This window comes from Bradyrhizobium pachyrhizi (genome assembly GCF_001189245.1).
Taxonomy (GTDB): domain Bacteria; phylum Pseudomonadota; class Alphaproteobacteria; order Rhizobiales; family Xanthobacteraceae; genus Bradyrhizobium; species Bradyrhizobium pachyrhizi.
On sequence record NZ_LFIQ01000088.1, the window covers coordinates 141784 to 165921 of the forward strand.

General features: G+C 64.4%; 24 protein-coding genes. 18 read left to right on the forward strand and 6 right to left on the reverse strand.

The window, feature by feature from the left end:
- Positions 1–435, reverse strand: a 435-nt coding sequence (locus tag AKL29_RS45200; protein WP_244482235.1) for an ABC transporter substrate-binding protein, incomplete at its 3' end; no start/stop codon positions are given.
- A 136-nt stretch (positions 436–571) separates the two neighbouring features.
- Here AKL29_RS45200 and AKL29_RS21010 point away from each other — a divergent pair.
- Positions 572–1369 (forward strand): IclR family transcriptional regulator, encoded by a 798-nt coding sequence (locus AKL29_RS21010; protein WP_050385451.1) that lies wholly within the window; start codon positions 572–574, stop codon positions 1367–1369.
- Here the strand turns inward: AKL29_RS21010 and AKL29_RS21015 are convergent.
- Complete coding sequence (locus tag AKL29_RS21015; RefSeq protein ID WP_050385502.1) at positions 1345–2268, reverse strand: ketopantoate reductase family protein; 924 nt, start codon at positions 2266–2268, stop codon at positions 1345–1347. The two genes, AKL29_RS21010 and AKL29_RS21015, sit on opposite strands and share 25 nt — an antisense overlap.
- A gap of 198 nt (positions 2269–2466) precedes the next feature.
- Here AKL29_RS21015 and AKL29_RS21020 point away from each other — a divergent pair, with 198 nt between their 5' ends.
- Both AKL29_RS21020 and AKL29_RS21025 read left to right on the forward strand, forming a co-directional pair.
- On the forward strand, positions 2467–3282 hold the full coding sequence (locus AKL29_RS21020; protein WP_050385452.1) for an ABC transporter ATP-binding protein: 816 nt from the start codon (positions 2467–2469) through the stop codon (positions 3280–3282).
- Entirely contained in the window at positions 3282–4067 is a 786-nt protein-coding gene (locus tag AKL29_RS21025) for an ABC transporter permease (protein WP_050385453.1), read from the forward strand. Before AKL29_RS21020 ends, AKL29_RS21025 begins: the two co-directional genes overlap by 1 nt.
- On the opposite strand, the gene AKL29_RS21030 is transcribed toward AKL29_RS21025, so the two are convergent.
- Positions 4064–4906, reverse strand: coding sequence for a helix-turn-helix transcriptional regulator (locus AKL29_RS21030; protein WP_050385454.1), 843 nt, complete (start codon positions 4904–4906; stop codon positions 4064–4066). The genes AKL29_RS21025 and AKL29_RS21030 overlap by 4 nt on opposite strands.
- 92 nt (positions 4907–4998) lie before the next feature.
- Between AKL29_RS21030 and AKL29_RS21035 the strand changes: the two genes are divergently transcribed.
- Positions 4999–5883, forward strand: a complete 885-nt coding sequence (locus AKL29_RS21035; protein WP_050385455.1) for an SDR family oxidoreductase — start codon at positions 4999–5001, stop codon at positions 5881–5883.
- 70 nt (positions 5884–5953) lie between these two features.
- Here AKL29_RS21035 and AKL29_RS21040 read toward each other — a convergent pair whose 3' ends face one another.
- Complete coding sequence (locus AKL29_RS21040) at positions 5954–7279, reverse strand: 4Fe-4S binding protein (protein WP_050385456.1); 1326 nt, start codon at positions 7277–7279, stop codon at positions 5954–5956.
- Between the two features lie 217 nt (positions 7280–7496).
- Entirely contained in the window at positions 7497–7946 is a 450-nt protein-coding gene (locus AKL29_RS21045) for a cupin domain-containing protein (RefSeq protein ID WP_028332446.1), read from the reverse strand.
- Between the two features lie 183 nt (positions 7947–8129).
- On the opposite strand from AKL29_RS21045, the gene AKL29_RS21050 reads away from it, so the two are divergent.
- From AKL29_RS21050 to AKL29_RS21095, 9 genes are all read left to right on the forward strand, one after another.
- Positions 8130–9155, forward strand: a complete 1026-nt coding sequence (locus tag AKL29_RS21050; protein ID WP_028332445.1) for an ABC transporter substrate-binding protein — start codon at positions 8130–8132, stop codon at positions 9153–9155.
- A 12-nt stretch (positions 9156–9167) separates the two neighbouring features.
- Positions 9168–9869, forward strand: a complete 702-nt coding sequence (locus tag AKL29_RS21055) for a hypothetical protein (protein WP_050385457.1) — start codon at positions 9168–9170, stop codon at positions 9867–9869.
- 44 nt (positions 9870–9913) lie between these two features.
- The gene (locus tag AKL29_RS21060; protein WP_244482236.1) at positions 9914–10648 is read left to right on the forward strand and encodes a substrate-binding domain-containing protein; all 735 of its coding nucleotides are present in this window, start codon (positions 9914–9916) and stop codon (positions 10646–10648) included.
- Positions 10649–10824: 176 nt separating this feature from the next.
- Entirely contained in the window at positions 10825–12135 is a 1311-nt protein-coding gene (locus tag AKL29_RS21065) for an ABC transporter substrate-binding protein (protein WP_028332442.1), read from the forward strand.
- Between the two features lie 22 nt (positions 12136–12157).
- Complete coding sequence (locus AKL29_RS21070) at positions 12158–12931, forward strand: ABC transporter ATP-binding protein (RefSeq protein ID WP_050385458.1); 774 nt, start codon at positions 12158–12160, stop codon at positions 12929–12931.
- Between the two features lie 4 nt (positions 12932–12935).
- Positions 12936–13640, forward strand: a complete 705-nt coding sequence (locus tag AKL29_RS21075) for an ABC transporter ATP-binding protein (RefSeq protein WP_050385503.1) — start codon at positions 12936–12938, stop codon at positions 13638–13640.
- 220 nt (positions 13641–13860) lie between these two features.
- Positions 13861–14742, forward strand: a complete 882-nt coding sequence (locus tag AKL29_RS21085; protein WP_018272975.1) for a branched-chain amino acid ABC transporter permease — start codon at positions 13861–13863, stop codon at positions 14740–14742.
- Positions 14739–15749, forward strand: a complete 1011-nt coding sequence (locus AKL29_RS21090) for a branched-chain amino acid ABC transporter permease (RefSeq protein WP_050385460.1) — start codon at positions 14739–14741, stop codon at positions 15747–15749. The genes AKL29_RS21085 and AKL29_RS21090 overlap by 4 nt, the downstream gene beginning before the upstream one ends.
- A complete protein-coding gene (locus AKL29_RS21095) occupies positions 15715–16659 on the forward strand; it encodes a polyphosphate kinase 2 family protein (protein WP_050385461.1) in 945 nt (314 codons plus the stop codon). The genes AKL29_RS21090 and AKL29_RS21095 overlap by 35 nt, the downstream gene beginning before the upstream one ends.
- A 344-nt stretch (positions 16660–17003) precedes the next feature.
- Here AKL29_RS21095 and AKL29_RS21105 read toward each other — a convergent pair whose 3' ends face one another.
- Positions 17004–17441 (reverse strand): nuclear transport factor 2 family protein, encoded by a 438-nt coding sequence (locus AKL29_RS21105; RefSeq protein ID WP_028332437.1) that lies wholly within the window; start codon positions 17439–17441, stop codon positions 17004–17006.
- 124 nt (positions 17442–17565) lie between these two features.
- Here AKL29_RS21105 and AKL29_RS21110 point away from each other — a divergent pair, with 124 nt between their 5' ends.
- The 5 genes from AKL29_RS21110 to AKL29_RS21130 all read left to right on the forward strand — a co-directional run bounded on the left by AKL29_RS21110 (position 17566) and on the right by AKL29_RS21130 (position 24137).
- Positions 17566–18135 carry a bifunctional transcriptional activator/DNA repair enzyme AdaA gene (locus AKL29_RS21110; protein WP_050385463.1) on the forward strand — a complete coding sequence of 190 codons (570 nt, stop codon included), beginning with the start codon at positions 17566–17568 and terminating at the stop codon, positions 18133–18135.
- Positions 18136–18558: 423 nt separating this feature from the next.
- Complete coding sequence (locus tag AKL29_RS21115) at positions 18559–20118, forward strand: 2-isopropylmalate synthase (RefSeq protein WP_050385464.1); 1560 nt, start codon at positions 18559–18561, stop codon at positions 20116–20118.
- 289 nt (positions 20119–20407) lie between these two features.
- Entirely contained in the window at positions 20408–21397 is a 990-nt protein-coding gene (locus AKL29_RS21120) for a LysR family transcriptional regulator (protein WP_050385465.1), read from the forward strand.
- Positions 21398–21605: 208 nt separating this feature from the next.
- Positions 21606–23219 (forward strand): hypothetical protein, encoded by a 1614-nt coding sequence (locus AKL29_RS21125; protein WP_050385466.1) that lies wholly within the window; start codon positions 21606–21608, stop codon positions 23217–23219.
- A 279-nt stretch (positions 23220–23498) separates the two neighbouring features.
- On the forward strand, positions 23499–24137 hold the full coding sequence (locus tag AKL29_RS21130; protein WP_050385504.1) for an HD domain-containing protein: 639 nt from the start codon (positions 23499–23501) through the stop codon (positions 24135–24137).
- The last annotated feature ends 1 nt before the right edge of the window (position 24138 follow it).

Below are 24138 nucleotides of genomic sequence, written 5' to 3' on the forward strand. Positions count from 1 at the left end.
TTTGTCGCCGGTCAAATCGGACGTCGCGGCGCCCGAGACCAGCGCGGTGCGGTTGCTCTGCGTTGCAAGCCCGGCGACGGCGAGCCCGACCGAGCTCACCGCGAGATCGGTCACCGCGTCGACATGCTCGACGTCGAACCATTGCCGCGCGATCCCGACCGCCACGTCGGGCTTGTTCTGGTGATCCGCCGAGATGATCTCGATCGGCTTGCCCAGCACCTTGTTATGAAAATCCTCAGCGGCAAGCTTGGCGGCGGTCACCGAGCCCGGCCCGCCGAGATCGCGGCCGCTGCCGTAGTCACCCAGCAGCGCAATCCGCACCACGCCGTCCGAGATGCCTGAGCCGTCGGGTGCGGCGTACGCCAGCGGCGTTGAGAGCATCAGCGTGGCGATCGCGGCAGCGGCCCATCTGCGCGAGGCGTTTGTCTCCAGCAATTCCAATCCTCCCGTCGATTTTTCATATGTCCATCTAGTGGACATTATTCTCATAATTTGCGATACTATTCGCGCGGGCCGATTGGTCAAGCGCGCTGGATGCAGCGCGCCCTGCCGAATTTGCGGATGTGGACGGATGGCAAAGAAACCGAAGGCGGAAGTTCAGGACGCGGAGCAGGGGGCGTCAGGCGTGCGGGCGGTCGACCGCGCCATCGCGATCCTGGAAAGCTTCACGCCGGATCAGCCGGCGATGAGCGTGATCGAGATCCAGAAGCGGGTCGGGCTGAGCCGGCCGACGCTCTATCGCCTGCTGCAGACGCTGGCGCAGCGCGACCTGATCCAGGCCGAAGGCGACCCGCAGCGTTTCAGGCTGTCGCACGGCGTGATGAAGCTGGCCCATGTCTGGCTGAAGGGTCTCGAGGTGGTCGCGATCGCGCGCCCGGTCGTCGAAGGCCTGCGCGAGGCGACCGGCGAGACCGCAGCGTTGTTCCGCGAGCAGGACGATCGCGGCATCTGCATCCTCGAATGCGAGAGCCGTCACGTGCTCTCGATCAGCCGCGGAGTCGGCCACAGTTTGAGCCTGATCCAGGGATCGACCGGCAAGGCGATGCTGGCCTTCATGGACCCGAAGCGGCAGGCCGCGCTTCTTGCCAGCATTGCAAAGAGCGCGGATCGCGCGCGGCTCGAGGACGCGCTGACCTTTGCGCGGCGCAACGGCTATGCGACCAGCCATGGCGAGATCTTCGCCGGCGCGGTCGCCGTCTCCGCGCCGTGTTTCGATCACCGCGGCGAGGTGGTCGGTTCGGTCGGCCTCTACGGACCGAGCGCGCGCATCGACGAGCGGAAGCTATTGGAATATTCAAAGCTGGTGCGCCAGGCCGGCCGGCAGATTTCGGTCCTGCTGGGCTATCAGGACGGCGCGCCCATCGCATAGGGCTTCAACACCGCATAGAGCATGTCGTGTGTCGGCGTCGGGACGCCGAGCTTGCGGCCGAGCTCCACCACCTTGCCGTTCAGCCACGGCAGTTCGAGCCGGTTGCCACGCTCGAGATCGAGCGCCATCGAGGCCTTCATCGCAGGTGGCGCGTGTCCGATGAAGTCGAGCACTTTCGTCAGCGCATCCGGCGGCAGCTTGATGCCGTTGGCGTGCGCGATGGCGATGATCTCCTCGCAGGCCGATACGAAGAGCGGGCGCAAATCGGGATCGTCGCGCAGCTTGCCGATCGGCAGCCTGGTGACCGCGGTCAAGCCGGCATTGGTGGCGAGGCCGACGAACTTCATCCAGAGCTCGGTGTTGATCTGCTCGCTCAAGGTCGCGTCGAAGCCGGCCTTCAGGCAGAGATCGAGCAGCGCCTTGCCGCGCGGCGTGATGCGGCCGTCGAGCTCACCGAAGATCATGCGCATGAAGGTGCCGACCTGGTTGATGACGCCAGGCTTGATGATCGAGGCCGAGATCTGCGCCACGCCGCCCATCACGGCGTTGCGTCCCAGAATCGGGACCAGCCTGTCAGGCGCGTCGATGCCGTTCTGCAGCGGGATCACCGCGGTGTCGGGGCCGACCATCGGCCTGATGTATTGGCCGGCGCTCTCGACGTCCCACAGCTTGACGCAGAACAGCACGATATCGACCGGGCCGACGCTTGCCGGATCGTCGGTCGCCTGGGTCGGCACCAGATGGGTTTCGCCGCGGCCGCCCTTAACCTTCAGCCCCTCGCTGCGCATGGCGGCCAAATGAGCGCCGCGCGCGATAAAGGTGACGTCGGCGCCGGCATGCGCGAGCGCCGCACCAAAGCCGCCACCGACACCTCCGGCGCCCACCACTGCGATCCGCATGATTGTCTCCTTGTCCGTCGCTTTGGGTCGCAGCCTCGACGATGTCGGCGCAATGCGCAACCCGGTTGCGCGATTGCGCAACCCGGCCTGTCTGAAAATCGCGTGACCACAGCCTTGTTTGCTACGCCATCTTCCTGCGTTGACTTGCCCGCCCGAACCGCTAAGCCATCTCGGAAAGTTCGGGAGGGATGCGTGGCGATGACGGAGCCGACGGCGGTCGCGCTTGACAGTGCGACGGTGGCGTTTCGGTTGGCGGATGGACGCGTCTATACCGCGGTCGAACAGGCCAATCTTTCGGTTGATCATGGCGAGTTCGTCGCCATTGTCGGCCCGACCGGATGCGGGAAGTCGACGCTGCTGAACGTCACGGCCGGGCTGCTCAAGCCCGCGGCCGGAACGGCAAGGATCTTCGACAAGCCGCTGAGCGGCCTCAACCGCGACGCCGGCTACCTGTTCCAGGCCGATGCGCTGTTCCCCTGGAAGACCGCGATCGACAATGTCGCGATCGGGCTCGAAATCACCGGCACGCCGCGCGCCGAGGCGCTCGCGCGCGCGCAGAAATGGCTGACCTCGGTCGGGCTCGGCGCCTTCGCCAATCGCTATCCGCACATGCTGTCGGGCGGCCAGCGCAAGCGTGTTGCGCTGGCGCAGGTCCTGATCCGCGATCCGAAGATCCTCCTGATGGACGAGCCGTTCGGTCCGCTGGACGCCCAGACGCGGCAGATCATGGGCAATCTGCTGTTGGAATTGTGGAGCGCCGACCGCAAGGCGGTGCTGTTCGTCACCCACGATCTCGAGGAGGCGATCGCGCTGGCCGATCGCGTCGTGATCATGTCGGCCGGTCCTTCCGCGCGCATCATCGGCGACTGGCGCATCACGCTGCCGCGGCCGCGCGACATCGCCGAGGTCCGGATGGAGAAGGATTTCCATGCCCTGCACCGCGAGATCTGGGGCGTGCTGAAGGACGAGGTGATGAAGGGCTATGTCCAGTCGACGCAGGCCGGAGCTGCCTGATGTCGCGCGTCACGCTGTTGTCCTTGCAGGTTCTGGTCGCCGTCGTCACGCTCGCGCTCTGGCAGCTCTTCTCCACCGTGCCGGTGTTCGGCAAGGTGCTGCTGCCGCCGTTCTTCTTCTCCAATCCGATCGACGTCTTCAGCCAGATCGTCAAATGGTTCTCGACCGGGGTGATCTGGAAGCATCTCGCGATCACGCTGTGGGAATCCATCCTCGCTTTCGTGATCGGCTCGGCCGGCGGCATTCTGGTCGGCTTCTGGTTCGCGCGCCAGCCGCGCGTCGCCGCGGTGTTCGATCCCTATGTGAAGATGGTCAACGCGCTGCCGCGCGTGGTGCTGGCGCCGATCTTCGCGCTGTGGTTCGGGCTCGGCGTCTGGTCCAAGGTCGCGCTCGGTGTGACCCTGGTGTTCTTCATCGTGTTCTTCAACGTCTACCAGGGCGTCAAGGAAGTACCGACCACGGTGCTCGACAATGGCCGCATGCTCGGCATGAACGAGCGGCAGCTGATGCGCCACGTCTACTGGCCGTCGGCGTTGTCCTGGATGTTCTCCTCGCTGCACACCTCGGTCGGCTTTGCCGTGGTCGGCGCGGTGGTCGGCGAATATCTCGGCTCCGCCGCCGGCCTCGGCTACCTGATCCAGCAGGCCGAGGGCGTCTTCGACGTCGCCGGCGTGTTCGCGGGCATGTTCGTGCTGTCGGCCTTCGTCATCCTGATCGACATGGGCGTGACGATGGTCGAGAATCGGCTGCTGGTGTGGCGGCCGACGCCGGTGACGCGGGATTAGGGCACTGCCGGCGCGGCCTCGATCAACCCGCGGATATTGTTCGTCACCTCCGGGTCGATCGGATTGTAGACGATCATGCTGAGGTCGGGCCGTCCGTCGACCGCGAACGCCGAATATTCGAACTTGACCGGGCCCAGGATCGGATGCCGGAGCTGCTTGACGCCTTCGCCGTGCGTTCGCACGTCGTTGTCGCGCCACAGCGCCGCGAATTCCGGGCTGAGCCGGCAGAGCTCGTCGACAAAGGGTTGCACCTCGGCTGCGGCACCGGCGCGCGCGGCGTCCACCCTGAAGGCGCCGACCACGAAGCGCGCCACGCTGGCCCAGTCATGTTGTGCCGCGCGGACGCGCGGATCGAGGAACATGAAGCGGAGCACGTTGCGCTCGCGCGGCGGCAGCGATCCGTAGTCCGTCAGCATCACGGTCGCGGCCCGGTTCCAGGCGACGATATCCCAGGTGGCGGTGCGTATCACGGCGGGGCGCGGCTCCAGCGCGTCGAGCACGCGCTGCAGCCGGGGGGTGACGCCTTCGCTTCGTTGGTAACGCACCTCGGGCGTGCGGCCGAGGCCGAGCAGGAACAGATGCTCGCGCTCGACATCGGTCAGCATCAGCGCACGCGCGATGCGGTCGAGCACATCGGCCGAGGGCGCGCCGCCGCGGCCCTGTTCGAGCCAGGTGTACCAGGTCGCGCTGATGTTGGCGCGCTGCGCCACCTCTTCGCGGCGCAGGCCCGGCGTGCGCCGCCGCTCCGGCGGAAAGCCGAACACGGCCGGATCGAGCTTGCTGCGGCGGTCCTTCAGGTAGGCGCCGAGCAGGTTCTCTTGCGCGAGCGGTTCGCTCATCCTGTTAGCTGCTATACCATGATAAGGTCACTACTTTAACAGGATAGCGCGCAGGGCCAGATTTGTCTCCAACGAAACCTGGAGACTTCCTCATGCGCGTGTTCGTCACTGGTGCCACCGGATTCATCGGCACTCCCGTCGTCAAGGACCTGATCGCCGCCGGACATCAGGTTCTTGGCATGGCCCGTTCGGACGAGGGGGCGAACGCGATCTCTGCCGTTGGTGCGGAGGCTCTTCGCGGCTCGCTCGAGGACCTTGATAGCTTGCGCAAGGGGGCAAGCGCTTCGGATGCTGTCATTCACCTGGGCTTCGTTCACGACTGGTCCAACTTCGCGAAGAGTTGCGAGATCGACCGCTGCGCCATCGAAGCGCTGGGTTCTGTTCTGTCTGGATCGGACAGGCCGCTGATCGTGACCGGGGGCTTGGCGGGATTGGCCGCGCCCGGCCAGATCGCGACTGAGGACCAAACGATATCGCCGGATTTCCCATTCCCTCGCGTGTCGGAACAGACGGCCCTGTCGCTGAACGGCGTCCGCGCGTCGGCCATGCGTCTTCCGCAGGTTCACGATTCTGTCAGGCAGGGTCTCATCACCCCCTTGATCGCAGTGTACCGCGAAAAGGGCGCGTGCGCCTATCTCGGCGACGGGCAAAATCGCTGGCCGGCGGCGCATGTTCTCGACGTCGCGCGTCTCTACCGGCTGGCCATCGAAAAGGCTGAGCCGAACGCAAGGTATCACGCCGTCGCGGAAGAGGGGGTCTCGATGCGCGATATTGCCGAAACGATCGGCCGGCGGCTGAAGCTGCCGGTCAAATCCATCGCCCCGCAAGAGGCGCAGGCCTTCTTTGGCTGGCTCGGCACGTTCGCGGCATACGACATGGCGGCCTCCAGCGAGCAGACGCGCAGGAAGCTTGGATGGCAGCCGACCGGGCCGGGGTTGATTGCCGATCTCGAACAGCTGGTCCATTCCGCCCAGTAAGAAGCAGCGCAGTAGGACGCGGAGGTGGTAAGCCGAAGGCGTAACCCACCCTACGCAACTACGCTGCGGCTCAGAGCGGGAAGCACCGCATGTAGGCGGCGAACAATGCTTCATCGTTATGGCTCACCAGCTTTGCGTCAATCGCGTCGGCAAGTTCGAGGTCGCGGTTCTGCACGCGCAGCCATGCCTGGGCGTCAGCGGTGATGGTCAGAGCGGCCTCTCCGACATGCCGTCCCGGCACCACTTGCAGATCCTTGCCCTTGATCGCAACGGTCATATCCAGCGGGCTCGCCCCGGTGAAGCGCAGATGCGTCACGAAATCCAGGCCCCGAGCTCTGCCGCGCTGGAATCCGAGCGAGAGCGAAAAGATATAAGCCTGCAGGCTGCCGATATGGCGGCCCGAGGTGACATGCTGGACCTTCTTGTGCGGAAAGCGCCGCGTCACGGTGTCCTCGGCGTCGGTATCCGGGATCACGTAGACGTACTCGTCCTTGTCGATCAGTGGCTGCACCACGTCGGCGAAATGCCCGTCGCGATCGTGCAGGAAGGGGCCAATCACGTCTTCGCCGGCCGGGCAGGCCGAGATGCAATAGGCCGCCTTGTAGCCCGGCTTGAACGACAGCGATTGCCAGATGTTCAGCGTCTCGGTGCGGGGGACGCGGGCGCGATAATCCCTGGCGTCCTTTGCATCCGCGACCTTCTCCACCCACTGCGAGAAGTTGCCGAGAAAGTCGTGATAGTTGTGAGTGTGGCAGGACAGGAAGTCGAAGCCGCCGTCCGGCTTGATGGCGCCGACCGGGCAGGCAGCGACGCACAATTTGCACTCCAGGCAGGGATTGTAGTCGATCGGATGGTCATGGGCGTCGACCTCGCATCCGAGCAGGATGGTGCCGAGCAGGACGAAACTGCCGAATTTCGGGTGGATGATGCTGCGATGGATTCCCATGCGGCCGAGACCGGCTTCCACCGCGATCGGCTTGTGCTGAACCATCATGATCCTTGGCAGATCCATCTCCATCGGGAACGCGGCAACCGAGTTGCAGGCCGGGATGCCGTGCTCGTCGAGCGCGCGAACGATGGCGCGCGCGGTTTCGTTGACGTGATCGTAGGTGCTGTGGAATTCCTCGTTGGCAACCGAGCGCGAGGGCGAGCGCACCGGCTCACGGTTCATGTGGCAGACGATCGCGAGCAGGGAGCGCGTCCGGCCATAGACCTTGCCAATGAAGTCGCGCTGCGGCGCGATGGCGGCCCGTTCGAACTCGATGATGCCGACATCATCGGCTCCGCATCTGCGCGCGATATCCTTTATCAGTTCCGATGAAACCGGGACGTCGCGGACCGGTTCGCTGCTGCGCGCGCGCACAGCCCTGACCGTGGGGTGATCGTCCAGGCTCATGGGTCTTGCTCTCTATAAAATGACGATCGTCATATTATGAAGCGAGCAAACTTGAGGCAAGTGAATTATCTGTCAAGTGTCATGTCATGGAACCGGCGCGGGCGCGCGCGACTTTCGTCATTGCGAGGACCGAAGCGACGAAGCAATCCATGGGTCCGCCCATCCAGAGAGATGGATTGCTTCGCTTCGCTCGCAATGACGCTGAGAGAGGCAGCCGTCAATCCAGCAGCTTGGTGTCATCCGGCGCCTGCGGGGGCGTCTTGATCGCGATCGCCTTGATGGCGCGGCCGTTCGGCTTGGTGCCGCCATGCGGCGTGCCCTTCGGGATCACGATCAGGTCGCCGGGCTTCACCGTCACTTCCTTGTCACCGAGCCAGACCGTGCCGGTGCCTTCGAGGACGAACTGCATCTCGTTGGTGTTGGGATGCATGTGCTTCGGCACGTTGCCGTCCTGGATCGAGACGGTGGCGCCGTCGGCGGAGACGAACATCTTGGAACGGAAGCCGACCTTGTTGGCGTCGCCGAGCTTGTCGCCCTCCATCTCGCCGGTATGGATGACCTGCGCCGTGATGTTCTCGGCGGCGAGCGCCGGCCGCAGCAAATGGGTGACGCCACAGCCCGCGGCAAAGGCGGCAGCGATCGACAGCGCAGTTGCAATACGATTCATGAAGGCCTCCCTTGATGTTTCCCTTGAAGTATTCTTGGTGCTTCCAGTTTTTGCGCTTCTTCGGCGTTTTCTGAATAGCTGCGATGCTATGCCGCCGCCGCAGGCTTGACCAGCTGTCGGAAAGTCGCCTTCTCAAGGCCTTCCAGCTCCTCTATCTTGCCGACCAATCGAACGGAGGACGTCATGAACAAACTGCTTGGCAAGCTTGCCGGAATGCTGCTGGCGCTGACCCTGTCCACGGGCCTTGCCGCGGCGCAAAGCAAGATCACCATCGCGGTCGGGGGCGGCGCTTGCCTGTGCTATCTGCCCACCGTGCTGGCCAAGCAACTCGGCGAATACGACAAGGCCGGGCTTGCAGTCGAACTGGTCGACCTCAAGGGCGGCTCGGACGCGCTCAAGGCCGTGCTCGGCGGCAGCGCCGACGTCGTCTCCGGCTATTTCGACCACTGCGTCAATCTCGCGGCCAAGAAGCAGGAGCTGCAGGCCTTCGTGGTCTATGACCGCTATCCCGGCCTCGTGTTGGTGGTGTCGCCGAAGCACACCGGCGAGATCAACTCGATCAAGGATCTCGCCGGCAAGAAGGTCGGCGTCAGCGCGCCGGGCTCCTCGACCGATTTCTTCTTGAAGTATCTGCTCAAGAAGAACGGCCTCGATCCGGCCGGCACCGCCGTGATCGGTGTCGGTCTCGGCGCGACGGCGGTCGCGGCGATGGAGCAGGGCCAGATCGACGCTGCCGTGATGCTTGATCCCGCCGTTACCGTGCTGCAGGGCGGCTACAAGGACCTCAAGATTCTCAGTGACACCCGCACCCAGCACGACACGCTTGCGGTGTTCGGTGGCGAATATCCCGGCGGCGCCCTGTATTCGACCGCGGCCTGGGTCAACGGCCACGAGAAGGAGGTGCAGGCGCTGACCAATGCGATCATGGCGACGCTGGCCTGGATCCACTCGCACAGCGCCGAAGATATCATGGCCAAGATGCCCGACGAGATCGTCGGTAAGGACAAGGCGCAGTATCTCGCGGCGCTGAAGAACACGATCCCGATGTATTCCGAGACCGGCAAGATGGACCCCAAGGGTGCAGAGGCGGTGCTCGCGGTGTTCAGCGAGGGCTCGCCGGATGTCGCGAAGGCCGGCATTGACGTCACCAAGACCTACACCAACAAGTTCGTCGACCAGGTCAAGAAGACGACCGGAAACGCGAAGTAAACACGTTCGGATATGCAGTCTCCGCTCATTTGTCGTGTCACCGCGCTCGACCTTGCCTTGCAGCGGCGTCCCTGGCCGTTCGCGGACCAGCGGCGCGCCGAGATCGACGCGCATTTCGCCGAGCAGCAGCGGCTGAACCCGAACCTGTGGAATGGCCGCGTGCTGCTCGGGCGCGATCCGGTCTTCGCCGGCGAGCGGCTCAGCGCGAGCTATTTCGAAACCGATTTCGCGAGCTTCCTCGCCTGGCGCGACTGGGGCTTTGCGGACCACGAGGTGTTCAACGGTTTCGGCATGGGGGCGCTGCTCGCCAGCGACGGCGCCTTCTTGTGCGGGGTGATGGGCGAGCAGACCGCGAATGCCGGACGCATCTATTTCCCGTCAGGGACACCCGACCTCGACGATATCAGGGGCGACACGGTCGATATCGCCGGCAGCGTGATGCGCGAACTCGAGGAGGAGACGGGATTGTTGCCGTCGGATTGCCGCGGCGACGCCGACTGGCACTGCATCTACACCGGGCCTGCGCTTGCAATGATGCAGATCCTGCGCGCCGATATGCCTGGTGACGCGCTGCGGGCGCGGATCGAGGCCAATCTCGCGCGGCAGGCAAATCCCGAGCTTGCCGGCATCCATCTGGTGCGCAGCCGAGCCGATCTCACGCCCGCAATGCCGCGCTTCGTCACCGCGTTCATCGAGACGCAGCTGCCGGCCTAGGCAAAGGACTACGCAATGACCGAGCAAGCCACCGCTGCCGCTGCATGACACCGGCAATCGCCGATGGCCCCAAAACGATCAGGGTCATCATTTCGGGTGGATTCGCCGCGGTCTACCGAGAAGTGCTGCCTGAATTCGAGCGAAGCACGGGCATCAGGGTGGAGACTGGATCCGGCGCGTCGGAGGGCACCGGTCCGAAGACGATCAGGCACCAGCTCGCGAACGGCACCGAAGCGGACGTGGTTATCCTTTCGCGTGAGGGACTTCACAAGCTCAACGAAGACGGCCAGATTCGTGCGGGATCGGAGGCCGGACTGGCGACAGCTCCGTTGGCCGCGGCGATTCGAGCAGGCTCTCGCAAGCCGGACATCGGCAATGATGCCGCGCTCAGGAAAGCCTTGATCGAGGCCGGCCAGGTGGTGGCGCCGAGCAGCACGAGCGGACAGTATGTCCGCGACAAGGTTTTCCCCAGGCTGAACTTGCCGGACACGGTCAGGCTCACCCTCGAGGCGCGCGGAACCGAGGCGGCCGAAGCGCTGAGAGCAGGCAAGGCAAATCTCTCGATCGGTCCGACCAGCGAACTGGTTCAGGAGAGCGGCATCGAAGTTGTCGGTCTGCTGCCGCCGGATCTCCAGCTGGTCCAGACCTTCACGGCCGCGATCGTCAGCGATGCGCAAGCGCCGGAAGCAGCCAAGCGCCTGATCGATTTTCTTGTCTCGGACAGCGATATTTTGCTCACGGCAATCAAACGGGCCGGCATGGAACGGCCCCGCGGATAAATTGCTGCCGCCAAGCGCACGCCGGAGCGCTGCGCGTCGGCACCGCTCCGCCGAAACTTTGCGCAAGCCTGCGCGGTGCGGACGTAGCCATCGCGCTTGACATCATCGGCCGCTCCCCCTGTGATAGGGCGGCACGACAACAAAAAATGCAGTGCACAATCTCTGGGGAGGGATTCATGCCGGTCAGGAGGGCTGCCCGCTGGCTTGCGGGTCTATCTGTCGCGCTTGCGGCGCTTGCTGTGGCCAATGCAGCGCATGCGCAGGATAAGAAGATCAAGATCGGCGTAATCTTCGATTTGACCGGCCCGCTGGCCGGCGGCGGCTCCGAGCTGCAATACACCGGCGTCAAGATCATGCTCGACCATTACGCCAAGACCGGCGTCGAGGGTTACAAGGTCGAGGCCGTATATGCCGACGCGCAGAGCAAGCCCGACATCGCTATCAACGAGGCCGTCCGGCTGCTCGAGCAGGAAAAGGTCGACATGGTGATGGGCTTCTTCTCCTCGGCGCAATGCGTGCCGGTGTCGGCGCGGGTCGAGCAGATGAAGAAGTTCATGTGGATCACGACCTGCATTTCCTCCGGCGTGTTCGACGGCAAGAACTACAAATACGTGTTCCGTCCGCAGGCCGCCGGCAACCAGTACGGCATGATGACGACCGACTTCATCGCGCAATACTCGATGTCCAAGTTCGGCAAGGAGCCGAAAGACCTCCGCGTCGCCATCATCCATGAGGACGGCGCCTATGGCGTCGACGTCTCCAAGGGCAATGAGGCCGGCGCCAAGAAGGCCGGCTTCAACATCGTGCTCAAGGAGGGCTATTCTGCGACCGCGCCCGATTTGTCGGCGCTGGTCACCAAGCTGAAGCGCGCCAAGCCCGACGTGATCTTCCATACCGGCTACAATCCGGACATTACCCTGCTGTTCCGCCAGGCCCGCGAGCAGGGATTGAGGTTCGGCGCCATCGTCGGCCATGGCGCGGGCTACGGCGTCTACGAGAAGCTGAAGGAAGGGCTCGGCACCGACGCCAACTATCTCTTCAACACCGACCCGATCTCGATCTGGCTTGCCAACCAGAAGAACATGGATCCCAAGCTGCCGCCGGTCATCAAGATGGTCGGCGAGGAGTTTGACCGGCTGAAGCCCGGCGTGCCGATCCGTTCCGCCCATGTCGGCATTGGCGCGGCCAACGCCTATGTCTTCCTCGACGACGTCTTGCCGCGCGCGATCAAGAAGTATGGCGGCGTCGATCCGGATGCGCTGCGCAAGGCTGCGCTCGACACCGACATTCCCGAGGGCGGCACCATGCTCGGCTATGGCGTGAAGTTCTACGGCGAGGGAGAGCAGTATGCCGGGCAGAACGCGCGCTCGTTCCCGGTGGTGCTGCAATATATCGACGACAAGTCCTATGTGGTGTGGCCGAAGAGCCAGATGCAGCGCGAGACCGAGCTGCCGCTGCCGGCCGGCACCACCTACAGCTACAAATAGCTCGCTCGCGAAGGGAACTGCCGTGCTCGCCGTCGAAGGCCTGGTCAAGCGGTTTGGCGGCTTTCGTGCCGTCAACAACGTGTCGTTCCGCGTCGAGCAGGGCGAGATCCTCGGCCTGATCGGCCCGAACGGCTCGGGCAAGAGCACGATCTTCAACATGCTCTCGGGCACCTTGCCACCGACCTCCGGCTCGATCCTGTTCGACGGCCACGAGATCGCGGGGCTCGCCCCGCACCGGATCATCAACCGTGGCATCGGCCGGACCTTCCAGATCCCGCGGCCGTTCCATCGCCTCAGTATCTTCGAAAACGTTGTGCTCGCCGGCTTCTACGGCCAGGGCCGCCACAGCCGCGGCAAGGCCGAGGAGGCGGCCGAGCGGGCGCTCGCGATGGTCGGGCTGCCGACCGACCGTCACGCCAGCGTCGAGGGCCTGGGCGCCGCCGGGTTGAAGAAGCTCGAGCTCGCCAAGGCGCTCGCCACCGGCCCGAAGCTGTTGCTCGCCGATGAGAGCCTTGGCGGCCTCGACGAGGCCGAGATGGACCAGGCCGCCGACATGCTGCGCCGGATCCGCGATGAGCTCGGCATCACCATCATCTGGGTCGAGCACATCATGGGCGTGTTGATGCGGGTGGTCGATCGCGTGATGGTGCTCGATCACGGCGAGAAGATCGCCGAGGGCCTGCCGGCCGATGTCGCCGGCGACGCAAGAGTGATCGAGGTCTATCTCGGCACCGATGCCGATGCGAGCCTCGCGGCCGCGGCCGCAGCCCAGGCGCGGCGCCGGATCGGGGCGTGAGCGCATGCTGGAATTGAAATCGATCGACGCGGGCTATGGCAGCTTCCAGGCGCTGTTCGACGTCAGCCTCGACGTCAAGGCGGGCGAGGCGGTCGGTGTGATCGGCCCGAACGGCGCCGGCAAGACCACCCTGATGCGGGTGATCTCCGGGTTGATCCGACCGATCCGGGGCACGATCGCGATGGAAGGCACCGACGTCATCGCGACGCCCCCGCATCGCATCGTCAGCCTTGGGATCGCGCATGTGCCGGAAAATCGCCGGCTGTTTCCGCGGCTCACCGTCGCCGACAACCTGAAGATGGGCGCCTACATGCCCGGTGCGCGCGCGCATTACGCCGAGCGGCTCGACTTCGTGTTCGAGCTGTTCCCGCGCATGAAGGAACGCCAGCAGCAGATGGCCGGCACGATGTCGGGCGGCGAGCAGCAGATGTGCGCGATCGGCCGCGCGCTAATGTCGAACCCGAAGCTGCTGCTGCTCGACGAGCCGTCGGCCGGGCTCGCGCCGGTCGTGGTGCAGCAGGTGTTCGAGCTCGTCAAGCGCATCCGCGCCTCCGGGCTGACGGTCCTGATCGTCGAGCAGAACGTGCAGCAGGTGCTGCGCGTGGTCGACCGCGCCTATCTGCTGGAAGCCGGCAGCATCCGCGCCGCCGGGTCAGCGGCGGAGCTCGCGGCCAGCGACACCATCAAGCAGGCGTATCTCGGGGTGTAGGGGATGATGACAACAGATCGGGCAGACGCGCTCACACACTTCCCCGTCATCCCCGGACGAACGCGTTTGCGTTCGCTCGGGACGTGCGAGCGTAGCGAGCCTCGAAGGATGAATCGGCCACAGACGGGCCGTGCATCCTTCGAGGCGCGCAAGGGCGCGCACCTCAGGATGACGGTCGAGCTAGTTCAGCTAGACCACGTCACGCTCTAAGGCAGCAGCCATGCAATCCTTCCTCGACATCTTCGACATCTACCTGCTGGAGGCCGTCATCAACGGCATCCTGCTCGGCGGCGTGCTGGCGCTGCTCGCGCTCGGGCTCAACCTGATCTTCGGCGTCATCGACGTCACCTGGATCTGCTACGCCGAGCTCGTGATGATCGGCATGTACGGCATGTACTATCTCGTGCAGTATTACGGCCTGCCGTACTGGGCCGCTGCGCCGCTCGTGATCCTGCTCGTCGCGCTGCTCGGTGGCGCGCTGCATTTCTTCGTGATCGCGCCGCTGCTGACCGCGCCGCCGATCAACCAGCTGCTCGCCACCGGCGGCGTGCTGTTCATCCTGCAGAGCTTTGCCACCGTCGCCTTCGGCATCGACTTCCGCAATCTCGGCATCCGCCTGCCGGTGCTCGCGCTCGGCGAGATGAATTTCAGCTACGCACGGCTGCTGTCGTTCGCCGCCGCGCTGCTCGGCATGATCGGCGTCTATCTGTTCCTGACCCGCACCTTCACCGGCACCGCGATCCGCGCCATCGCGCAGGACCGCCAGATCATGCCGCTGATGGGTGTCGACCCCAAGCGCATCTATCTCGTTACCTCGGCGATCGGCGGCGGGCTCGCCGGCCTCGCCGCCTGCCTCCTGGTGCTGCAATATGACGTGCATCCGTTCGTCGGCCTGTCGTTCGGGCCGATCACCTTCCTGATCTGCGTGCTCGGCGGGCTCGGCAATTTCATCGGCGGCTTCATCGCCGCCTTCGTGTTCGCCGAGATCATCTCGCTCGGCGGCCTGTTCTCCGATCTCGAATGGGGCTACGTGCTGGCCTTTGCATTCTTCATCGTCATGATGTTCATCCGGCCCGCGGGCCTGCTGGCGAGGCGCTCGTGAACAGGCAAGCCGCCGGCTGGATCATCGCGCTGATCGCGCTCGTCGCGGTGCCCTTCGTGCATCGCGATCCCTATCATCTGCACGTGCTGGTGCTGATCCTGATCTGGTCGTTCGCCTACACCTCATGGTCGATCATGGGGCGCTTCGGCCTGGTCTCGCTCGGCCATGGCGGTTTCATGGGCATCGGCGCCTATGTCACCGCGCTGCTGTGGAATCATCTCGGCGTGTCGCCCTGGATCGGCATTCCCGTCAGCATGGTGACCGCGGGAGTGCTCGCCCTCGTCGTCGCCTATCCCTGCTTCCGCTTCCGCATCACCGGGCATTATTTCGTGCTGGTGACGCTGGCGCTGTCGGGCATCGTGCTGCAGGTCATCACCGCGACCCGCGACTATACCGGCGGCTCGCTCGGCTACACCCCGCAGCGCGCCCCCAGCGGCAAGGGGCTGCTCGCGCTGCAATTCGACGACAAGACCACCTGGTATCTGATCGCGCTCGCGGTCTGGATCGCGGGCCTCGTGATCTGGCGCGCGATCGATCGCAGCATGATCCGCCACGCCATGGAGGCGATCTCGGAAGACGAGGATGCCGCCGCGGCGGCCGGCGTCAACGTCACCGCCGAGAAGCTCAAGATCACCCTGATCAGCGCGCTGATGACCGCGCTGTCGGGCGCGCTCTACTGCCAGTACCAGATGTTCATCTCGCCCGACACGGTGAGCGGCATCGCCGTCTCCTTGCAGATGGTGTTCGCGGCGATCGTCGGCGGCGTCTATGTCGCGCTCGGACCGACCGTCGGCGCCGTCATCACCATCGTGCTGGCCGAGGTGCTGCGCATCTCTTTCGGCACCAAGGCGGTCGGCTGGGACAATCTGGTCTATGGCGTGCTGCTGGTACTGTTCATCATCTTCCTGCCCAAGGGCATTCTTGGTAGCGTGATCGACCGGATCAAATCGCCACGCAAGCCGTCGAGAAGCCATGAGCAACAAACCGTCCCCATCGCTCACCGATGAACTGAAGCCTTTCGTCGCGCCGTTCCGCTTCGACGGGTCGGGCGAATTTCACCTCAAATCCTATCCGACCGCCGAGAAGGGCGGCATCGACAAGGACGCCGGCGGCAAGATCATCGAGGCCAACCGCAAGCGGCTTAACGATTTCCAGGAGAAACTCTACGCCCAGGACCGCTGGTCGCTGCTGCTGATCTTCCAGGGCATGGATGCCGCCGGCAAGGATTCCGCGATCAAGAGCGTGTTCGAGGGCGTCAATCCGCAGGGTTGCGAGGTCTCTTCCTTCAAGCAGCCGTCGACCCGGGAACTCGACCACGACTTCATGTGGCGCGCGATGATCGCGCTGCCGGAACGCGGCCGCATCGGCATCTTCAACCGCTCCTATTACGAGGAGTGCCTGGTGGTGCGGGTGCATCCCGAGGTGCTCGGCAAGCAGAAGATCCCGAAGCGCCTCGTCACCAAGAATATCTGGCGCGAGCGCTTCGAGGACATTTCCGCAATCGAACGCTATCTGGCGCGCAACGGCACCGTGATCCTGAAATTTTTCCTCAACGTCTCCAAGGAGGAGCAGCGCCAGCGCTTCCTCGACCGGCTCGAGGAGCCGGCCAAGAACTGGAAGTTCTCGATGGCCGACGTCGCCGAGCGCAAGCTGTGGGCCAAATATCAGGCCGCCTATCAGGACATGATCCACCACACCGCAACCAAAGAGGCGCCCTGGCACATCGTGCCCGCCGACCACAAATGGTTCGCCCGCGTCGTGATCGGCTCGACCATCGTCAATGCGCTCGACGGGCTCGACTTGAAATTCCCCGAAGTCGACAAGGCCGACTTGAGCGAATTCAAGCGCGTCCGTGGGGCGCTGGAGGCGGAAGGCAAGGGCGGCGCAGGCGAGAAGGCCGTGGCGAAGAACAAGTAGAATGCGAAGGACTGGGGCCGCGTTTTCTCTCGCGCACGCTTGATTACGTCAGGGAAGCGCACTCGTCAGGCTCCCTCCTCCCTTGCGGGTAGGGCAATCGCATATGGCCGTTTGAGGCAATCGGAGTTCCCACAAACTCGTCATGCCCGGGCTTGTCCCGGGCATCCATGTCTTCGTTTCCACGCAAAGACCGGGCATCCACGTCTTCGTTTCCACGCAAAGAAAAGACGTAGATGGCCGGGACAAGCCCGGCCATGACGGCGCGGAAGAATCGGTTCATTCCAAATGCGATTGCCCTGCCCTTGCGGGGGAGGGTGGGGAGAAGAGTGGCCCGGGCGTGAGTGTCAATGAGAAGTTTCTCCGAACACCATCTGCCAGCCCTTGCGGGTATCCATGTATTCCCGCACCTGCTTGATGCGGCCCGCCTCGACCACGAACACGAAGCAGTAGTCATTCTCATAGCGTCGGCCGCCCGGCACCGTCGCGCGCATGCGCTCCTCGACGATCACGCTGTCGCCGTCGGCATGAACGGCGCGGAACGCGATGTCGATCTCGGAGAACAGGCGGTGCATCTCGGTCGAGATGAAGCGGGCGATCGCGTCAGCGCCGATCATGTGGTCGGCGTGATCGAGCGCGACCGCGGTGGCGTTGCCGGCGGGCGCGATCCATTCGGCATCCGGCGCGAACAGCGCGGCAATCAGCTTGGCGTCGCGGGTCCTGAACGTTTGCCAGGCGTTCAGGACAATTTGCTTGCTGGCTTCCCTGGCTGCCGGGTTGGTCATGGCGATGTCTCCGGGTTGATCGATCGGATCGATCTAGGTCAGCGCTGCGGGTCGCGCTGGCCGGAATCGGACCTCATCATCTTGGACCGCTTTCCTTGATCGCGCGACGCGCTAGTCTCCGCCCATGCTCAGCTTCGATGTCTGCAACGCTGCGCGGCTGCGGCGCGACGCGCGCTATGACGGCCGCTTCTTCACGGCGGTGAGGACCACGCGGATCTATTCCCGCCCGGTCTGCCCGGTGAAGCATCCGCTGCCGCGCAACGTCACCTATTACCCGACCGCCGCCGCAGCCGAGGCGGCGGGCTATCGGCCGTGCCTGCGCTGCCGTCCCGAAACCGCGCCGTTCTGTCCGGCCTGGAACGGCACGCGCTCCACGGTTGCGCGCGCGCTGAAGCTGATCGACGGCGGCGCGCTGGAGCGCGGTTCGGTCGCTGCACTGGCCGACCGGCTCGGCATCACCGCGCGCCACCTCGCCCGACTGTTCGAGCGCCATGTCGGCGCCAGCCCGCAACAGGTCGCGACCACGCGTCGCGTGCAGCGCGCCAAGCGCCTGATCGACACCACCGACGACGCTATGACCGAGATCGCCTTCCGCGCCGGCTTCGGCAGCGTCCGCCGTTTCAACGCCGCCTTCGCTGACCTCTACGGCCGCTCGCCGTCGAGCCTGCGCGCGTCTTCGCGCGGGCGGAGGTGAGGGGACGAGAAAGGGGTGGATCGCGCCTAGCCATGCGGCAACGATTAGGTCAACCCACCTGACCATCTTTACCCATTGCGGCAGCTTGCCATAATCGTCTAGAACGACGGCGCACAGCGCGTCCCGGCAACCAACCGTCAATGGCTTTGTCCGAGGATTTTGGCGCTCAACAGGGTCTGGCAATGCTGATTCGCGGCCAAATTGATGGGATTTCAGGGGAGGTGGCCGAGGCTACCGCCACGATCCCTGCCGCAGCGCCCACCCTGCTTATTGGCGGCCTTCTTCTTACCTGCCCCTGAGGGCCGGCTGGGCGTTTGCGCCTGGGCACTCAGGGGTTTGTACGAGATCACCGAACCCTGATATCGCCCAAGTAATTGCTCAAGGAGCAACATGACGGGCGCAAAGCTTAAAGGAATTTCTGACATGGCCACCGCGAACAAGTCCGAGAAGGACCGCGTCATCATTTTCGACACCACCTTGCGCGACGGCGAGCAGTGCCCCGGCGCCACCATGACCTTCGAGGAGAAGCTCGAGGTTGCCGAACTCCTGGACGACATGGGCGTCGACGTCATCGAGGCCGGCTTCCCGATCACCTCGGAAGGCGATTTTCAGGCGGTCAGCGAGATCGCCCGCCGCTCCAAGAACGCGGTCATCGCGGGCCTGTCGCGCGCCCATCCGGCCGACATCGACCGCTGCGCCGAAGCCGTGAAGTTCGCCCGCCGCGGCCGCGTCCACACCGTGATCGCGACCTCGCCGCTGCATATGCGGGTGAAGTTGAACAAGACCCCCGAGGAGGTCATCGAGACCTCGGTCGCGATGGTCGCCCGCGCCCGCAACCAGATCGACGACGTCGAATGGTCGGCCGAGGACGGTACCCGCAGCGAAATGGACTATCTGTGCCGGATTGTCGAAGCGGTGATCAAGGCCGGCGCCACCACGGTGAACATCCCCGACACCGTCGGCTACACGGTGCCGGAGGAATACACCAACTTCATGCGCACGCTGATCGAGCGCGTGCCGAACTCCGACAAGGCGATCTTCTCGGTGCACTGCCACAACGACCTCGGCATGGCGGTCGCGAACTCGCTGGCCGGCGTCGTCGGCGGCGCGCGGCAGGTCGAGTGCACCGTCAACGGCATCGGCGAGCGCGCCGGCAATGCCGCGCTGGAAGAGATCGTGATGGCGATCAATGTGCGGAACGACAAGTTTCCGTACTGGAACAAGATCGACACCACGCAGCTCACCCGCGCCTCGAAGGTGGTGTCCGCGGCCACCTCGTTCCCGGTGCAGTACAACAAGGCAATCGTCGGCCGTAACGCCTTCGCGCATGAGAGCGGCATCCATCAGGACGGCGTGCTGAAGGACGCCTCGACCTACGAGATCATGCGGCCCGAGATGGTCGGCCTGAAGCAGTCCTCGCTGGTGCTCGGCAAGCATTCCGGCCGCCACGCCTTCATCCACAAGCTGGAGGAGATGGGCTACAAGCTCGGTGCCAACCAGCTGGAGGATGCCTTTACGCGGATGAAGGCGCTGGCCGACCGCAAGAAGGACATCTACGACGAGGACATCGAGGCGCTGGTCGACCAGGAGATGGCGGCCGCCCACGACCGCATCAAGCTGACCTCGTTGACCGTGATCGCCGGCACCCATGGCCCGCAGCGCGCGACCATGAAGCTCGACGTCGACGGCCAGATCAAGATCGAGGAGGCCGAGGGCAACGGCCCGGTCGACGCTGTCTTCAACTGCATCAAGCGTCTGGTGCCGCACGAGGCCAAGCTGGAGCTCTATCAGGTGCACGCGGTGACCGAAGGCACCGACGCGCAGGCCGAAGTCTCGGTGCGTCTGGCCCATGAAGGTCGCTCGATGACCGCCCGCGCCGCCGATCCGGACACGCTGGTCGCCTCCGCAAAGGCCTATCTCGGCGCGTTGAACAAGATCGTGATGAAGCGCCAGCGCGATGTCCCGGCCAAGGCTGCGGGCTGACCAGCGAGATCGACCGACAAAGTTGAAACGCGGCGCCTCGGCGCCGCGTTTTTGTCAGGGCCCATCCAACCCCGTCATCCCCGCGCAAAGGCTTCGCCGTTGTCGCTGGGATGACGGTGACGAACTGCGCTCGTAACAACAGCTACGGGTGACCTGTTTGGGATGAAAACCGTCCAATTCAGTCATTCTTGGAATCATTTACCAATATTCCGCTCCATCCCGCACTGCTTTGGAATCTTCCGCGCCATCTCCAGCGCTACGCTGCGTTCTTTCCCGGGGAACGCCGTCCATGCCGATCTCCTCCATCGTGACAGACCTTCCGCGCGCCGCCACGCCGGCGGAGACCGCGCTGACGCGCCGGGTCGACCTGACAACGCTTCGCCTGTTCGTCGCGGTCTGCGACGAGCAGAACCTCACCCGCGCCGCGCAGCGCGAGGGGATCGCGGCGTCGGCGGTGTCGAAGCGGATGAACGATTTCGAGCTGGCGTTCGGCGTCACGCTGTTCAAGCGGCTCGCCAAGGGCATGGCGCTGACGCCGGCCGGCGAGGCGCTGCTGCACCACGCCCGGGTGACGCTGCTCAATGTCGAGAAGATCGCGGTCGAGCTGTCGGAATATTCGCAAGGCGTGCGTGGCCATGTCCGCATGCTCGCCAACCTCTCGGCGATCGTGCAATACCTGCCCGAGGATCTCTCCGCCTTCTTCGCGGCACATGAATTGCTCCGCGTCGATCTGCAGGAGCGGCCGAGCGGGCAGGTGGTGCGCGGCATCGAGGAGGGCGCGGCCGAGATCGGCATCTGCTCGGCCGAGGCCGACAGCCGCGCGCTCGAGGCCTTCCATTATCGCTACGACAATCTGGTGGTGGTGATGCGCGCCGACCATCGGCTGGCCGGCCGCGAGACATTGCTGTTCACCGAGACGCTCGATTTCGACCATATCGGCTTGCACACCGCGAGTTCGATCTATCTGCGCTCGCAATATGCGGCGACGCAAGCCGGCAAGGCGATGCGGCTGCGCATCAATGTGCCCGGCTTCGATGCGGTCTGCCGCATGGTGCAGGCCAATATGGGGCTCGGGCTGATCCCCGACCGCGCCTTCGAGGTGGTCGGCGCCGGCATGGGCCTTCGTGCGATCCCGCTGCGCGACGATTGGGGACGGCGCGAGCTGAAGATCGTGGTCCGCGACACCGCGCATCTGTCGGCAACCAGCCGTCTGATGCTGGACTATCTGCGGGCGATCGAAACGGATCGGGTCGGCCGGGTTGGCGGACGGGCCAGCTAAGCGATCAACGCGAAGCGTTTGCGCGGCGATCATGCTCGAACCTTGAGCCAAGGCGCGATGACGATCCGACCCAATCTCATCGCCCTTGCATGCGAGCGGTGAGATTTCCGGAACGTGAACACGAGCTGCGGCAATCTGTCACACGGATGTTGCGATCGGCCCCGTATGAGGAACCCATTCCAATTTTCAAAAAATGGGGGGCCTTCGCATGTTCAAATCGCAAACAACTCCGCAAACATCTCGCCGCGTCATTGTCCGGCGCCTGATCGCGGGCACGGCGCTCTCACCGGTGCTTTTTGCGGTCCATCCGGCGTTGTCCCAGACCGCGGGCAATCCGCACGAATTGCTGGTCGGCACCGCGGTCTACGCCGGCAACGCATCGACCGTCACCGTAGGCCAGACGCTGCCGACCGGCGCGACGGCTGTGGCGGACGGCAGCTATCCGGGGGTCTTCAACAACGTGGCCGTGGATTCGAATTTCGGCGTGACCGCGCCGGTGGTGATCAAGAAATTTCATCTGGAAGGCCGCCGGCTGCGCGAATTCGGCGCGCTGATCGTCCCGGCGGACGTGGCGGTGACGAGCTTCAGCTCCAAGTCTGAACTGTCGCTGCATTTGTCGCCCGACGGCAAGGCCGTGACGTTCATGGGCTACGACGCGGCGGTGAACCAGCTGGATGTTTCCAACTCCAATTCGCCGAACCACGTCGACCCCACTAATCCGGACACCGGCGTGCATGCGCGCGTGGTCGCGGAGTTGGATTTCGACGGCTCGCTGCATCGGACCAAGGTCAACGTCTACAGCGGCGACAATGGTCGTGGCGCGATCCGCGCAAACAAGGTCAATGGCACCCAGACCGACCAGTATTTCACGGTCGGCAATGCCGGCAACGGCAGCGGCACCCAGCCCGCGCTTGTCGTCAATGACACCGGCGTTCAACTTGCGACGCCCGGTGTCGATGGTTCCGACGCCGTGGTTGGCGTGCAGCAGGGCACGCCCGGCAGCAAGAATGGCTTCCAGTTCGGCTTCTCGGTTGCCCAGCTCGGCTTTGCTGCCGACAAGTCCGGCAAGGACGATAATTTCCGCGGCCTCGCGATCTCCGGCAACACGCTTTACGTCACCAAGGGCAGCGGCAGCAACGGCATCAACACCGTCTATCAGGTCGGCCAGCCGGGCGTGTTGCCGACGAGGGGTACGGCCGCGTCGACGACGTTCAGCATTCTTCCGGGTTTCCCGAACAATCCCTCGGCGAACTCCGGCGCGAGGGGCTTCTATCCCTTCGGCATCTGGTTCGCCAATGCGACGACGCTTTATGTCGCCCAGGAAGGTGATGGCAATCTCGCCGACGCGGCCACGTCGCCGACCGCAGGCCTTCAGAAATGGATCTATGCCAACGGCAGCTGGAGCCTTGCCTACACGCTGCAACAGGGCCTGAACCTCGGCACGCTCTATCATGTCAACGGCTATCCGACTGATCCGGCAACCGGCGGCCTGCGCAACATCACCGGCCGCATCAACCGCGACGGCACCGCGACGCTTTTCGCGGTGACGTCGACCGTGGGCAACTCGGTCGAGCCCGGCGCCGATCCGAATCAAGTCGTCACCATCACGGACAGGGTCGCGGCGACGACGCTTCCGGCGAACGAAGCCTTTGACGTCGTTGTGCCGCCGGCGTTCGGCATGGTCTATCGCGGCGTGTCGTTCGCTCCCGTCAATTGCGATGGCGATCACGGCCGGATGAAGGACAACGGCCGCGGCCACGACGACGGCAACAATGCGCAGGACGACGTCTGCGGCCCGACCCGGATTGCTGCGGGGCACTGATCGCCGCGACCCGGCGGAGCCTGTGCCGGCTACTTCCGGTCAGGCTTCGGCTGGATCAGGCGAGGCACGATCGGCTGAACCCGATCGCGCCTTCCGTATTGCACCAGCCTCACGATCTCACTGCAGAATCTTCATGCAGCAGGGGCCTTCCGGTTGCCGCTTCGCGGGTTAGGTAGTGGGGTGCGATTCACTGCAGCGGAGTGCCGGCGCGCATGATCGTGACGCCATTGGCCGTCCAGTGCATGCATCCGGGACGCTACACAGGGCAGGAGTGCGATGATGGCGGACACGATTTCCGGCATTCGAATCCCGGACAGCAAGATCGCGCGGGAGGCCGCCGAGTTGGTGCGGCAATATGAGACCGAGATGTTGTTCAATCACTCGGTCCGCGTGTTTGTGTTCGGCGCGCTCAAGGGTGCCAGGCAAAATCTGAAGTTCGACGCTGAATTGCTTTATGTTGCCGCGCTGTTTCATGATCTCGGCCTCGTCGATCATTTTCATACCGAGACCAAACGGTTTGAGGTCGACGGCGCCGATGCGGCGCGCAAGTTTCTCAGGAGCCGCGGCGTCGCCGAGCCCAAAGCGGACCTGGTGTGGGAGGCGATCGCCTTGCACACCACGCCCGGCATTCCGCAATACATGCGGCCGGAAATCGCGCTCACCAATGCGGGCGTATTGGTCGATGCCGTCGGCGTCGGATACGATGACTACACGGCTGAGCAGCGCGACGGCGTCCTTGCAGCGTTGCCCCGCGGCGATTTCAAGAACGAGTTCATCGAGGTTCAGACTTGCTCGGCCCTGAAGAAGCCGCAGACCACGTTCGGTACGGTCAATTTTGACTTCGTCGCGGAGCGCGATCCCACATTTCACAGGCCGAATGCCTGCACCCGGATCCGCAATACGCCGTGGCCGAGTTGAG